Genomic DNA, 14,459 nt, shown 5'->3' with positions numbered 1-14,459 from the left:
TTCCAAACTAACCATTCGGTATGAGTCAGCCTGAAAATTGCGCTACAATTTGATCCGCATGGTCCAGCTCCGGTATCAGGCAGGGATGTTTGTACTGTTCGATACTGCCTCCCAGTTTTTTCTGTCGTTCCTCAGCGAAACGATTCCAGGTTCCTTTAGGGAGTGAGCAAAGTTCTGGTGGAGCAAGGCGGCCTGATTGACGTTTTTCTTCGTATTCACAATTGGCCTCTTGAAGCAGTGTATCAATTTGCTCTAGAAGATCTGGGAATTTTGTGGTCGAGAGGGAAACTGATTCTTCGACGAGCAATTGGTAGTGAGGTGGTTTGTCCCACTTGGGGATAAAGGAATATTGACCGATTTCGAGTGACGTATTTTGAATTGCTTTTCGGACAGAGTCGACGACTTGTGATTCTGTGATTTTTTCTCCCGTCAGATTAGAAATATGCGCCCCCTTATGGAGAAATTCGAGCATTGGTGTCGTTTGATAAAACCCGGTACAACGGACGACATCGCAGATATGATAACGATACAGGCCCGATGGTGTGGTCAGTAAAATAAAGTAATTCTGACCCGCTTGAAGTTGATCGGCTGTTAAGACATTAGTTGAGGTTAGCGGATCTTCTGCTTCTGGTACGAATTCAAAAAAATGAGAGGTAATGTCCAATACTCCGGTGGAAATTCCTGATTCAAGAGGAATCGTCATACGACCTTCGCTGGCCGAGAGCCCATGATCACGGATCGGTAGATTGCCATAGTAAGGGGTGAGTTGTGATAGATATGCACCAGCACTCCCCCCCATCCAAACAGCAAGTAAAGAAAGATCAGGCCAGAAATCACGTGGGTAAAGATGTCCTGTACGTTCGATGATTCTTGTCAGTTGCCGTGCACGCTGTTTCTTTTTGCGGCTAAAACGAGGCTTCAGTTTTCGGTATATCTCTGAGTCGAGTTCTTCTGCACCTGTCAGTGTTCCATCGAAGATATCGCGAATGAGCGACTCTCGATGTAGGTCCGCGAATTGCGCCATGTGTAATAGTGTGCTGGGATTAGCTGTGGTAACCATACCTACGTAAGGGTCAGCCAGCGATAAGCGGATCGCCGTGTAATATTTAAGGTGCGCCTCATCAATTTGTGAAACTTCACTGGGTACAGTGTAAAGCAACTTCACAACCCGACTTTGCATCGCAGCAACCAGTCCACTGATATTACCACAGGGGGTTCCACCGGGGGTTCGAAACTTATCAAAATTGCTGGAGAGTTGGACAATGTTTTGATATTTTAATTTTGGGTAGTCGTTGTAAGCGAGGATACCCCAGTTCTGCCAGCCTTGGCGATAATCTTTGAGGAATGGTTCGGTAATCGGAATAAATTTGGAATCCGAGGTCGTTCCGCTACTCAGAGTAAACATCAACAGGCGATTGGCTGCTCCCAGCAATGCAGAGGTCTCTCCGTTTTTGACCCGATCGATAAACGGGCGAAAGCGTTCATAATCAGAGACCGGGAAGCGAGACTGAAACTCTTCAATGGTGCAGGCTTCGTTCAGCTTCCATTGGCGACTGAAATCACTGTCGGCATTCAAGCTCAAAATTCGATGAAGCGTTTGCTGCTGAACTTGTCGACAGTTATTGGTTAGAGAAAGAAAGGAATTTGCTGCGCGACGATAGCGGCGTCGCGTGAATGTGCCTCCAGCAGCTCGTAGCAGATACAGGGCATGCATTCCTTGCTCCCCGGTGAATATGACTACTCTGAAAATCGACTTGGTAGAGGAGAGTGTCAACTATATGACAACTCTCTTTCCACCAGTAAACCAAGTGACTAATCGTCTGAATCTTCTTCTTTCTTCTTTTTCTTCTTCTTTCCAATAGAAATTTTTTCAACACGAACTTTAGGTAAACCGAGGGCACATTGACCTTCGGCCCAACGGTCTTCGAACTTTAATTTTTCAATTCGCTCTGCGCGCTTCAGTACGTTGCGTGCACGTACCAGCGAACTTTTACTCTTCAAACTTTTGTCGAGTGACACGGTGTCATCCCCTCTTACTTAAGATGTTATTTCGATGACAGTCGGTTACTATGGAAATTGACTGTCAAAACTGGCATAGTGGTGTAACTTTCGCAAGATGAGCTGAATCCAGCATACTGGTCAAAAGGTGAACCCCCGTGACGATTTGCGAAGCGACATATGGTAAAACGAATCAGCATCGATTGCAACCGCTGACAAATGAAACCTTTCAGCTGATTTACGTGAAGTCCCGATTTTCTTGCCTGAAACGATGACCGAAGGAGACCTGTTATTTCTCTTTACGATACAAATTTCACCTGGTTTGATTGGTCCATCGTCGCTTGCTACCTGTTGTCATCAATCGTAATTGGTTTGTGGGCCAATCGTTACGTCGGTAATCTTTCTGATTATCTGGTTGCGGGGCGTAAACTACGTCTTAGGCTCGCGCTGGCAACAATGACTGGGACAGAACTTGGATTAGTCACGGTCATGTACATGGCGGAACTTGGTTTTATGAAGCAATATGCTTCTTTGTATCTCGCATTTCTGGAAGCAGGGGCCGTGTTACTCATTGGGATAACCGGTTTTGTGGTCTATCGCTTACGTGCTTCTTCGATCATGACAATTCCCGAATATTATGAGAAACGCTATTCATCCCATGTTCGAATTGTAGGTGCCACGGTCATGGTCGTTTCAGGTGTATTGAATATGGGGCTGTTTTTGAAAGCGGGTTCTCAATTTGTGACGGCAATTTCTGGAATGCAAGATGAAATGTCACTCAAACTGATCATGACCGGACTGCTGTTGCTTGTACTCTTCTACACAGTATTGGGGGGGATGGTATCTGTAGTCATCACCGACCTGATTCAGTTTTTGATTCTGGGTACTGGTATGGTGATTGTCACGGGGGTTGTATTCTGGTCGATCGGTTGGGAAGGTTTCTCGGCAATTGTGACAACACAAAATGGTTATTTTAATCCTTTTGATTCGCATAACCCTTCCGGTAAAGGGCCGGGGATTGGCTGGTTGGAGATCATCCAGATGACAGTCGTCATTGGGTCTGCAGCAATGCTATGGCCGACTAGTGCCGCCAGAACACTTTCCTGCCAGAGTGCGGAAGTTGCTCAGAAACTTTATACTTTAAGCTCAGTTTCATTTTTAGCGAGACGTGCATTACCTGTTTTCTGGGGCATTGGCACATTTGCTTTTTTTGCTTCACAGCCGGCGCTGTTCGCTGAATTTGAAGAAGCCGTCAAGACGAATGCCTCAATCACTTCGTTATCAGCCATGCCTCTCTTTCTGGCGAAAGTAGTACCTACAGGATTATTAGGACTTGTGACGGCGGGTATGATTGCCGCTTTTATGTCGACTCACGACAGCTACTTGCTCTGCTGGAGTGGTGTCATTACACAGGACATTGTGGCACCGCTTGCGGGACCGATGAGCCAACGTTCTCGAATTTTGATAACTCGAATTGCGATTTTCATCATTGGCGCGATGTTGTTGACTTGGGGGCTCTGGTATGAAGTCAGCAGTGATTTGTGGGGCTATCTTGCTGTGACAGGGACCGTTTATCTCTCAGGAGCCATTCCTACAGTAGTGGGAGGCTTATATTGGAAACGAGGTAGTCAGGCAGGGGCTCTAGCAGCGATTCTCGGTGGGCTACTGGGTCTTTCGGCAATGGGGCCTTGTGTGGGATATATTAATGAAAAATTCTCATTAGGAGTGAATGGAACACACCTTACTCTAATTACGTTTGCATTTTCTATCATACTTTACATTGCTGTGTCTATCATATTTCCTGATAAAGCACCTCAAACAGAGACAGTAGAAACGAGCACTTTTTCATAATCTCCATGAAAGAAAAACGATGTATGCGTGGATGACGATTTGGACGCTGTTACTGATCATCAGCGGTTTGGCTTTTCTGGTTGTACTAGGGTACGTTGCCTATGGGGTCAAATCAGAACTCCTTGAAACCTTAAACGATCTGAAAGAGGACGTTGCTGACTCACAGGCACATGAAGAAATTCTGGATCGTCCTATTGAATAGCTCTGTAACGTCATGTTTATGCGACTGAGCTTTGATGTTCGTAAACCTCTAAAATTTCAGGATTTCCGAAATAATTGACTGGTGTATCGGTTTCGATCATGTTACTTTTAGTCTACAGGGAGCGGGCCTTCTCGGAATGTGAAGAGGTGGTTTCGTAATTTAACTACCAGGAGTCGCGTCGTTTATGATGTGCCCTTTTTGTCGTGATGGTGAGACGAAAGTGATTGATTCTCGTTTGAGTCAACCTTTCAGTGTGCGCCGACGACGAGAATGTCTGGCTTGCGGTAAGCGTTACACCACTTACGAAAAGATTGAAGAATCTCCCCTGAAAGTCATCAAGAAAGATGGTGCACGTGTTCCCTTTGACCGTACCAAGATGGTGAAGGGTATAGAGACCGCCTGTTATAAAAGGCCGGTCAGTCCTGATAAAATTGAAGCACTCGTATCACAAATCGAAGCTGAAATTTATGAGAACTTCGATCGCGAAGTTCCCTCACGTTTTATTGGTGAGCATGTTTCTGCGGTTTTGAAAGACGTCGATCAGGTTGCTTTTGTACGGTTTGCATCAGTTTATCGCAACTTCACCGATGCGAACGATTTTGTGACCGAGATCCAACCCATGTTACGAACAGATGATTAATTAGTAACTGTGGATCAGGCGATAATCTCAGGAACGACATTTCCGGCCACGCCAGTGACTCGCATGTCGAGACCTTGAAATTTAAAGGTAAGTCGTTCATGGTCCATACCTAACAAATGCAGTAAGGTGGCATGAAAATCATTCACGTGCATTGGGTTTTCAGCGACATGAAATCCGATATCATCTGTCTTGCCGTAAACGAATCCGCGTTTCACACCACCGCCTGCCATCCAGACTGTGTAGGCATCTTTATGGTGGTCACGACCAGGAGCCTTTCTGTCACCTTGAACCATGGGGGTTCGTCCAAATTCAGCACCCCAAACTACGAGTGTATCATCCAACAGACCTCTCTGTTTCAGATCGCTAATGAGGGCTGCAATGGGCTGGTCGACTTGTTTGCACTTCTTTTGAATGTTTTTGACGAGACTTCCATGATGATCCCATCCCTGATCAAACAATTGCACAAACCGCACACCCCGTTCCACAAGCCGTCTGGCTAACAGGCAGTTATTCGCAAAACTTGCTTTACCAGGTTGTGTGCCATATTGCTCGTGAATATGTTTGGGTTCGTTGGAAATATCCATGAGTTCCGGGACAGCAGATTGCATACGGTAAGCCATTTCGTATTGGTTAATGCGCGTTGCGATTTCCGGGTCACCAACATCAGCCAATTGGACTTTGTTTAATTGATTCACACTGTCAATAATACGCTTGCGGTCATTACCAGTCATGCCTTTGGGATTGGAAAGAAATAATACCGGGTCTCCCTGTGAACGAAATTCGACACCCTGATAAATGCTGGGTAGGAAACCACTGCCCCAGAGGCTGTTACCGGCTCCCGCGACGTTACCAGTAATTAGCACTACGAATCCAGGAAGATTATTATTTTCCGAACCCAGGCCATAATTCACCCAGGATCCCAAAGAAGGGCGACCGAATCGTGAAAAACCGGTTTGAAAAAATAGTTGGGCGGGTGCATGATTGAAATGATCGGTTTTCAAAGAGTGGATCATGCAAAGTTCATCGGAGACGGTTCCCAGATGGGGCATCAATTCAGAGACATTGATGCCGGCTTCTCCCTGTTGCTGAAAGGCGAACGGACTTCCCATCAATTTGGGTTGCTCACGAATAAATGCTAACCGCAAACCTTCCCAGAGTTTGTCGGGAACGAGTTCTCCGTCCAGCTCTTGTAGTTTTGGTTTGGCATCAAAAAGATCAAGGTGTGAAGGTGCACCCACCATGTGCAGGAAAATTACGTTTTTGGCTTTCGGAGGAAAATGCGATTTACGGGCTGCCATCGGATTTGTGGCCGACGGAGTCGCTGCCTGCAAGCTGTCAGTTAATAAGGCTGTCAACGCAGCGCCACCTACTCCCATTCCTGCGCGTTGAAAGAACTCACGTCGGGTATAATTCAGCAATTGCTGCCAGTGCTCGTTCATTATTAGCCCTTTGTAATTGTTTCATCGAGATTCAACAGAATGTTGGCGATATAAAGCCATGCTGCCATGCGTGTGGCGCCCACTCCCTCGGGACGATTCTCTGCCGAGATAAGTTTTTGGGCTGCTTGGGGGTGTTCCTGAAAGTATTTTAATTCTTGCTGGAACACTTTTGTCAGAAGGTCCACTTCTTCCGTCTTTGGTTTACGGGCTACACAGAGTCGGAATGCATAAGTAACCCTTTCGCGATCACTTAGATTGGAAGCGACGTCTTTTGTTGCCAGTCGTTTTGCCAGACCAACGGCAATTTCAATATAAGCAGGATCATTTAATAATGTGAGTGCCTGCAGAGGAGTATTGGTTCGCGAACGATTGATCACGCATGAACCTCGATCAGGTGCATCAAAATTCGTAAAACTGGGATAAGGGGCACTTCGACGCCAGATCACATACACACCTCTGCGGTAGCGGTCTTCTGTAGTAGAAGTGAGATACTTGGGAGCATTACGGCCGACATGTCTCCAGAGTCCCTTTGGCTGTGGCGGATAAACGGGAGGCCCTCCCATTTTAGTTGAAAGTAAACCACTAATGACCAGTGCATTGTCTCGAATACTTTCTGCCGCAAGTCGTAATCGTGGACCGCGCGTATACAGCTGATTATAAGGGTCTACTTCCAACAGAGCCGGAGTCACTTTTGAAGATTGTTGATAGGTAGCCGACATCACAATCATTTTGTGGATATGTTTCATCGACCAGTTGTGCTCCATAAATTCAACTGCCAGCCAATCAAGCAATTCAGGATGAGTGGGAGCATCGCCCTGACTGCCAAAATCTTCTTGAGTTGCTACGATTCCATGCCCAAAAAATTGAGACCACCAGCGATTCACTGTTACACGGGCAACCAGTGGATTCTCTCTGGCGACCAACCATTTCGCGAAAGCGAGACGATCTGGTTTCCTGTTCGTTTTTAGAGGATGCAGGGCATCTGGAGTTTGTGGTGTGACTGCGGCTCCTTTATTAAGAAAGTCACCTCGTTTGAAAATGTGATTCATCCTCGGTTGTGACATTTCAACCATCACTAATGTTGTGTCAGGTTCAAGTGCTTTTAATGCGTTTCGAATACGATTGAGATCTTTTTCTAAAGTGGAGTAAGCTTTGTCTTGTTTTTGTTGAAAACTTTTTAGCTCTTTTTTTTGTTTGCTTGTACGTTTTTCAGAATTGGTACGGAGAATTTTTTGAACTGTTACAGGAACTTTTGTGCTTTCTTCACTGTTTTCCAAAAGTGCGAGCATGGTTTCTTCCCACTTTGGTAGGGATTCAATCAGCGTTTTTTGCCGGGCGTTCAATTGAGTCTGAATAGTTAATCGTTGATTGGTCAGTTCGTCCTTTGATTGTTCTGCCTTCTTATCCAGAGGTAAAGCCAACTTGGGGCCGGTGACCTCAAATGTCACACTTTTGCCAACCTGTTTTACTTCTAAAGGTGTGTTGTTAAAAAACGCAAAAATTTGATAATAGTCCTGCTGTGAGAAAGGATCATATTTATGGTTGTGGCACTGAGCACATTCGAACGTGGTTCCCAGCCAAACCAGTCCGGTAGCGTTCACGCGGTCAAAAATCTGATTGACACGATTTTCTTCCGGGTCAACTCCTGCTTCAACATTACATGTCGTGCAGCGGTGAAATCCGGTGGCAATTTTCTGGTCGATGGTCGCTTGTGGCAGGAGGTCACCCGCTAATTGCTGAATCGTGAACTGGTCGAAGGGGAGATCCTGATTGAGAGACTTGATAACCCAATCGCGATATAGCCACATCTCGCGCAATTGGTCTGCCTGAAAGCCGTTCGAATCGGCATAGCGTGCCAGATCAAGCCATTGCCGTGCCCACTTTTCTCCATAGCGCGGAGATTGTAGCAGAGAGTCAACATACTTCTCATAAGCTTTTGGCGAGGGATTTTTTTCGAAAGCAATTACATCCTCAAGTGTCGGAGGTAACCCGATCAGATCAAGAGAGACGCGCCGCAGTAAACCTGCTGGACTGGCTGGTGCTGCTTGCGAAAGTGGTGTCTCCTGACTTCGTAGTTTTTCGACAATAAAAGAATCAATAGAATTGTTGATACGAACTTGACCTTTGAGAACAGGTGGCATGTTTTTGACAGGTGGCACATAAGCCCAGTGCTTAGGCTCTTCTGACTCTGTTGGCCAGTTTGCACCCTGGTCAATCCACTGTTTCAGAATTAGGATTTCCTGACTGGAAAGACGCTCGCCTGCATCAGAGGGTGGCATCTGTTCTTTTTCATCCTGCGTTGAAATACGATGGTAAAGTATGCTTTGATCACTTTTGCCAACAACAATTGCTGGTTCACCAGAATCATTTCGGAGCAGGATGTTTTTGCGGCTTGTAAGTCGTAAGCCCCCTTCGCGGTCATCTGGACCATGACAGTCCAGGCAATGTTTAACAAAGATAGGGAGCACGGTTTTTTCAAAATCGATTTGTTGCTTAACAATCGGTTTTGTTGCTGATATAGAATCGGACCAGCATACAGACGAAGTGCAGAGAATGGTGGCCAACATTATTGGGGGGCAACAAATGACAGATCGCATACATCGAAAAGCATACATACGCATTCAATCCCTGACAGTTAAGCTCCAGTAGAACTGCAATTACCTGCAGCATGTACTGGTAAAATAATTGTAGGTCTTGCCGGTCCGTCAGAACGGTCTAATTCGGGAGACGGTAGCCAAGCACCATTGCCTGACGGGCTGATTCTATAGTCTGGTGGGTTGTGGTGATTGATTCTTCACATGGGGAGAATCAATATATCAGGATATCTTCAATTACTGGAAATTTCAAGTTTTTTATCAGTAGACATTCAAGGTTGAACCTTATGAAGTCAATGTAGTTTACCGATTATCAAAGGGAATGCCTTTGGTGGTTAAGTATTAGTCTGGTCTGTAAGTTCTTACGTGGTAGTTTCTTTCGTTTTTTGGGTTTGGGCCAGGCCTTGAAAGGACCACCATATCCGTCGCGTAACTCATCGCAACGCTTACGCATCTCTTTGAGCACCTTTGCATAATTGGGATCATTTGCAAAATTGATTAATTGATCAGGATCGGCCTCAAGATCATGCAGAAATTCGAAGTCGTTTTCAAAATAACGGGCATAGACATAGCGTTTGCCGCGCACACCTTCCCACTTTGGTATGCCTGCATTATCCATCAAATGTTCGCAGAAAAAATCCTGTCTCCAATTCGCAGGTGTTTCTCCTTTGATGAAAGGCAAGAGCGAGCGCCCCTGGTATTGGGCAGGGATTTTGACGTCAGCTAAATTTAAGATCGTCGGTGGAATATCGATGTTTAATACCATCGGTTTAAGAACACGCCCAGACAGTGACTTTGGCTCGCGTGGGTCATCGATGATAAGAGGCACACGTAGCGATTCTTCGTAATGTGACCATTTACCAGCAAAGCCTCGCTGACCCATGTAATATCCATTGTCGCCGGTATAGATGATGACGGTATTTTGATCGAGCCCCTGCTGCTTCAGTGCTTTCTGCACACGTCCGACAACATGGTCGACGCCACTGATCATGCGGTAGTAAGCTTTCATATTGGTTTGAAATTTATCGGGAGTATCCCAGCGCCAGAAATAACGTACACGGTTAAACGATTTCTTGAGAAATGGCGGCTGGCTTTCAAAGACTTTAGGATTAGAAAGTCGAGGTTCGGGTAGCGTTAAGTCTTCATACATGCCGTCCACAATTTTGGGCCAGGGGTAGTGTCCTATACCGGGGCGCTTGTCTCCATCTTCTGCGTGAACAGCGTTAAAGCTGATCGATAGACAGAAAGGGCTTTGTTTGGTTTGTGATTTGATAAATTGGATTGCATTGTCGCCTGCAATTTGTGTTTCATGTCGTGTGCTGCCATCGGGCATTTTTTTGTGATAAGGATTACGATTGTGTGGTTGGAACGAGTCGAACATCTTGGCGATCATGTCTCGGGAGAGACTAACGCCAAATTTACCAATGAAGCCAGTCCGGTAACCATTCCGCTTTAAAACTGCTGGATAGCTTTCCTCTCCGAACTTTGAGGCAATGGGAGGCGTGCCGAAGGTGTAACGATGGGTGCGTTCCACGAGCCCTGTCAGAATCGATGCGCGACTGGCAGCACAAATTGATGTTGTTACGAACGCATTTTCAAATCTGATACCTGCAGCCGCTAATGCGTCTACATTAGGAGTTTTTATAATTGGGTGTCCTGCACAACCGAGTGTGTCATTTCGCTGATCGTCAACTAGAAAGAAAACAATGTTGGGGCGGGCTGTTTTCTCTGCCGCATTTGCTGATGGGCTCATTATGCCAAAGGCTAACAATGATAGAATGGTCAAATTAATAACTGAAGAGGGCATTCAAAACTCCATGACCGAAATATGGGGATAATTATGTTTCGAAGTGTGAGTAATTACGATTTAATTTTCTTTTTTTTAATCCGTGGTTTCATCTTTTGAGCAGACTTGCCTGCTGCAAAGATGTCGACGGCACCATTATTCTTTTGTGGCTTACCGGGAGTGGAACGACCCCTTTCAGCATAACTTTGCAATAAATCTGTTAATTCCTTTACGACTTCAGGATGCAGGTGCTGTACGTTCTTTTGCTCTCCCAAATCATTTTTTAAATTATATAGCTGAATGCTCGCAAGTTGACTCAGATCATCTTTCCCAGGTCTTGGAGAACTCCAGCCTCCCGAACCAGGGCAGAGTTCGAGTTTCCACTGATCTTTTCTGATCGAAAATGCACCGCGTATCGAATGATGGACGGCTGCCTCTCTCAGGGGGCGAGTTGCTTTCCCTTCCAACGCGGGAAGCATGCTGACGCTATCTTCACCTGCTTCATCCGGAAGTTTAGCTCCAGTAATGTCAGCAACGGTTGCCAGCAGGTCAGTCAGACAAGTCAATTGATCAGAGTGGGTTCCCACTTTAACGCGAGCGGGCCAACTTGCAATAAACGGGACACGATGTCCGCCTTCATAGATATCTGCTTTGTGCCCTCGGAATTGGTAACTGGGTTGATGATCTTTGTCAGCCATCTCTTTAAAATTAGCCGCTGGTGAACAACCATTATCGGCAGTGAATATGATCAAAGTATTCTCGGAGATGCCTTGTGTTTTGAGGGCATGCATCACTTGTCCTACTGTGTCATCAACCTGCATTACAAAATCACAGTAGGCATTGATACCACTTTTGCCCTGCCATTGAGGAGTGGGAAGAATGGGTGTATGCGGGGCGTTTAATGGAAAATAGATGAAAAAGGGAGTACCCGATTTTGAAGCCGCTGCCCTTTGTTTAATAATATCAACCGTTTTTTTAGTGGTGCGTGGGAGGACATCAATCGCTTCGAAATCCTTGTGTGCTGGACCATCTCGGTGGAATGCTTTGGTGACGGTTGGGATTCCCTGGCTCCGATTATTTTCGATGTAGACGTATGGGGGCATGTCTAAAGAGGCGCTAATCCCAAAGAAGTAGTCAAACCCGACACTATTTGGTCCATTCTGGATTGGTTGGGAATAATCGACTTCCCAGCCCAGATGGGTTTTTTTGTTAAATGATTTTTCAGTAGCGACGCCTCCTTCTTTCAGAGTCCAGTCCATACCTAAATGCCATTTGCCGACACAGGCTGTGAAGTAACCATGTTGTTTTAGTAACGTTGGCACGGTTAAGCGATTTTCTTCAATCAGTCGGCGCGATAAGCCCCAGAGCACACCACTTTTCAGTCGGGAACGCCAATTATAACGACCAGTTAAAATTCCATATCGCGTGGGAGTACACACAGAAGAGCTGGAATGAGCGTCGGTAAAAATCATGCCACTTTGTGCCAGCTGATCCAGATGTGGAGTTGAATTTTTACATTTTGGATTCAACGCGCGAATGTCTCCATATCCCATGTCGTCCGCAAGGATGTATATGATATTTGGAGGAGCGGCTTGGGCTGTTTCCTCTATGGTATAGAGTATGATGAAACACAGGCAGAGCGTAGTGGGTATCAATTTCATCGGAGCCTCAGAAAAATAACGAAAATCAGGGAACGAAAGGCTGGAAATTCAGTCTAACAATTGACAGCTGTATTTCACAATCCAGCGAGTAAGCTTAGCATTAACTCATGGAAACGAACTTGATTTATTGCTGTTGTGGGTTCTTAATTTTAGACTTTCATTTTCTAGCGACTTATCGTTACTATATACTTGTATCAATAAATGCTAAAATAGTGACTCGACAACGGTATAAATATGTGAAAACGTGGTTCTCTATAATTTAAATTGAGAATGCAGTTCCTTCTGCACCGAATATAAAGTAAATTCAAGTCCTTCTATCATAGCATTTTATAATGACCGACTTCCGGCATCTCGGTCAACTCCATTTGATTGATCAGCCCAAATTTTGAGGAACAACAGCGTGAAATCTACCTGGGCGTGTCTTATTGCAATTCTATGCTTTACGACGCATTTAACAGAAATCCATGCGCAGCCCCGTCTGAATGATGATGGTGAAACAGAAGAAAATCAGCGAACGATAGCGAATGTATCTGCTATTGGGCAATATCCGCCGCTTCCGGTTCCCTTTTTTCGAGGTAATGATCCACGATTCACAAACTCACAAGGGTTTTATTTCCATTTTTGGAAGTTTCTCCTGGTCGTGTTGTTGTTTTTGCTTTGGGCAAAAACATCTTCTTGGGTCGATGAAGACAGCCGTGGTTTGAAGAGTAATACCGAGTTTTGGAGTTCTGCTATCTTAGTTGCTGGGGGACTTGGTTTTCTCCTTGTATTTTGTATGCCTAGCTTCATCGTTGGATTTTTTGTGCTACTGCTGGCTTACGGAACGCCTTTAGGATTTTATATTCATGAGCGAAATGCCAAAGTTCCCCCTTCCAGCAGAGTGATGACTCCCGATCATATACGCAATTTAACCATCCGATATCTGGCGCGTATGGGAATTCGTATTGGTGGCACAAAAACTCAACAAGCTGCTGTGGGTCCTGATATCCGATTCATTGGAAAGTCGTCGACCGGGCGGGGTGATGATCCAACAAGTTCACGTCGTGTTGAAAATTCGCGAGGTTTTCTTGCGGCTAAAGAATTGGTTTATGATGCCATTATGCGCCGTGCTACTGATGTGCATCTTGAACCAAAAGACGATGAAGTAGGGGTGCGTTTGCGAATCGACGGAGTCATGTATCCCACAGAAGGCTTTGATCGCTCTATCGGTGAGGCTGTTCTGAATATTTTTAAAGTTTTGGGTGCGATGGATATTACCGAGAGACGTCGTCCTCAAGATGGCAGTTTTCGTGCGATTATGCCTGATCGTGAGATTGATTTTCGTTTAGCCAGTCAGGGAACACGGCATGGCGAAAAAATGAGTTTAAGAATTCTAGATCAGACAAACTCAATCGCTTCATTATCAGAGCTCGGGTTACGCAAGCAGCTTGTGGATAAGTTAGGTACAATTGTTAAGCAGCCACATGGTTTGTTTTTGTGCTGTGGTCCCACTGGTGCAGGTAAATCAACGACCTTATTTGCCGCTTTGCATGAGATCGATTCGTATCAGCGAAATATCATCACAGTTGAAGATCCGGTGGAATATCGAATTGAAAATGTCACACAGATCGAGATTAACCAAAAAGCTGGTCAGACATTTGCAGAATCATTGAGAAGTATTCTTCGCCAGGATCCAGATGTGGTTATGATTGGAGAAATTCGTGACGCTGAAACCGCGCGCATTGCCTGTCAGGCTGCGAATACCGGGCATATGGTATTTTCGACAGTGCATGCCAACGATACGTTTACAGCTTTGTATCGTTTGATTGATTTGGAAGTGGAACCGTTTATGCTGGCGAGTTCCCTCTCTGCCTTACTGGCTCAGCGACTTGCCCGAAGATTGTGTCCTGACTGTAAAGAGCCGTACCAACCAAATCCTGAGTTTTTGAAGAAAGCAAATTTACCACCAGATAAAGTGAAGTGCTTCTATAGACTGCCTAAAAGCAGAGAATTCGTTTGCCCCACCTGTAGTGGATTGGGGTATATGGGGCGTATCAGTGTTGTTGAATTACTTGAGTTTAATGAGCGGATGCGAGACATGATACGAGATGCGTCTAATATGTCTCAGTTGAAAGCACAGGCACGGAAGAATGGTATGCTTTACATGAAAGAGGAAGGCTTAAGATTGGTTGTGAAAGGAATCACTTCTATTGATGAATTATTGAGAGTTGTGAAGTAAATTCACGATTCGTGAATTACTAGATCTAGAATACTGTTACTGATTCTACGAGTTTTTTATTATCTTGTTA

10 protein-coding genes are annotated in these 14,459 nt (G+C 45.3%); 4 read left to right on the top strand and 6 right to left on the bottom strand.

Annotated features, from left to right (window positions below; all coding sequences use genetic code 11):
* Window positions 1-25: 25 nt before the first annotated feature.
* Together V144x_RS27275 and V144x_RS27270 are read right to left on the bottom strand one after the other, a co-directional pair.
* Window positions 26-1,714, bottom strand: coding sequence for a GH3 auxin-responsive promoter family protein (locus V144x_RS27275; protein ID WP_144990228.1), 1,689 nt, complete (start codon window positions 1,712-1,714; stop codon window positions 26-28).
* Window positions 1,715-1,812: 98 nt separating this feature from the next.
* A complete protein-coding gene (locus V144x_RS27270; RefSeq protein ID WP_144990226.1) occupies window positions 1,813-2,019 on the bottom strand; it encodes a small basic protein in 207 nt (68 codons plus the stop codon).
* 330 nt (window positions 2,020-2,349) lie between these two features.
* On the opposite strand from V144x_RS27270, the gene V144x_RS27265 reads away from it, so the two are divergent.
* The 3 genes from V144x_RS27265 (at window position 2,350) to nrdR (ending at window position 4,691) form a co-directional block, all read left to right on the top strand.
* Complete coding sequence (locus V144x_RS27265) at window positions 2,350-3,849, top strand: sodium:solute symporter family protein (protein ID WP_197998665.1); 1,500 nt, start codon at window positions 2,350-2,352, stop codon at window positions 3,847-3,849.
* Window positions 3,850-3,868: 19 nt separating this feature from the next.
* Window positions 3,869-4,051 (top strand): hypothetical protein, encoded by a 183-nt coding sequence (locus tag V144x_RS27260; RefSeq protein ID WP_144990222.1) that lies wholly within the window; start codon window positions 3,869-3,871, stop codon window positions 4,049-4,051.
* A 184-nt stretch (window positions 4,052-4,235) separates the two neighbouring features.
* On the top strand, window positions 4,236-4,691 hold the full coding sequence (gene nrdR / locus V144x_RS27255; protein ID WP_144990220.1) for a transcriptional regulator NrdR: 456 nt from the start codon (window positions 4,236-4,238) through the stop codon (window positions 4,689-4,691).
* 14 nt (window positions 4,692-4,705) lie between these two features.
* On the opposite strand, the gene V144x_RS27250 is transcribed toward nrdR, so the two are convergent.
* From V144x_RS27250 to V144x_RS27235, 4 genes are all read right to left on the bottom strand, one after another.
* On the bottom strand, window positions 4,706-6,130 hold the full coding sequence (locus V144x_RS27250) for a DUF1501 domain-containing protein (RefSeq protein ID WP_144990218.1): 1,425 nt from the start codon (window positions 6,128-6,130) through the stop codon (window positions 4,706-4,708).
* 2 nt (window positions 6,131-6,132) lie between these two features.
* Entirely contained in the window at window positions 6,133-8,745 is a 2,613-nt protein-coding gene (locus V144x_RS27245) for a PSD1 and planctomycete cytochrome C domain-containing protein (protein ID WP_197998664.1), read from the bottom strand.
* A 292-nt stretch (window positions 8,746-9,037) separates the two neighbouring features.
* Window positions 9,038-10,531, bottom strand: a complete 1,494-nt coding sequence (locus V144x_RS27240) for a sulfatase family protein (protein WP_144990214.1) — start codon at window positions 10,529-10,531, stop codon at window positions 9,038-9,040.
* 53 nt (window positions 10,532-10,584) lie between these two features.
* Window positions 10,585-12,171 carry a sulfatase family protein gene (locus tag V144x_RS27235; protein ID WP_144990212.1) on the bottom strand — a complete coding sequence of 529 codons (1,587 nt, stop codon included), beginning with the start codon at window positions 12,169-12,171 and terminating at the stop codon, window positions 10,585-10,587.
* A 400-nt stretch (window positions 12,172-12,571) separates the two neighbouring features.
* Between V144x_RS27235 and V144x_RS27230 the strand changes: the two genes are divergently transcribed.
* Complete coding sequence (locus V144x_RS27230) at window positions 12,572-14,389, top strand: GspE/PulE family protein (protein WP_232102659.1); 1,818 nt, start codon at window positions 12,572-12,574, stop codon at window positions 14,387-14,389.
* Window positions 14,390-14,459 lie beyond the last annotated feature (70 nt).

Source organism: Gimesia aquarii (assembly GCF_007748195.1).
GTDB classification, from domain to species: Bacteria; Planctomycetota; Planctomycetia; order Planctomycetales; family Planctomycetaceae; genus Gimesia; species Gimesia aquarii.
The sequence above is the reverse complement of the archived record's forward strand: the minus strand, read 5'-3'. Positions and strand labels throughout refer to the sequence as shown.

Bases quoted from the DNA above. Each gene is read 5' to 3' on its own strand.
- V144x_RS27275 (WP_144990228.1), bottom strand. From the start codon at position 1,714: ATGCATGCCCTGTATCTGCTACGAGCTGCTGGAGGCACATTCACGCGA.
- V144x_RS27260 (WP_144990222.1), top strand. From the start codon at position 3,869: ATGTATGCGTGGATGACGATTTGGACGCTGTTACTGATCATCAGCGGT.
- nrdR (WP_144990220.1), top strand. From the start codon at position 4,236: ATGATGTGCCCTTTTTGTCGTGATGGTGAGACGAAAGTGATTGATTCT.
- V144x_RS27250 (WP_144990218.1), bottom strand. From the start codon at position 6,130: ATGAACGAGCACTGGCAGCAATTGCTGAATTATACCCGACGTGAGTTC.
- V144x_RS27245 (WP_197998664.1), bottom strand. From the start codon at position 8,745: ATGTATGCTTTTCGATGTATGCGATCTGTCATTTGTTGCCCCCCAATA.
- V144x_RS27240 (WP_144990214.1), bottom strand. From the start codon at position 10,531: ATGCCCTCTTCAGTTATTAATTTGACCATTCTATCATTGTTAGCCTTT.
- V144x_RS27235 (WP_144990212.1), bottom strand. From the start codon at position 12,171: ATGAAATTGATACCCACTACGCTCTGCCTGTGTTTCATCATACTCTAT.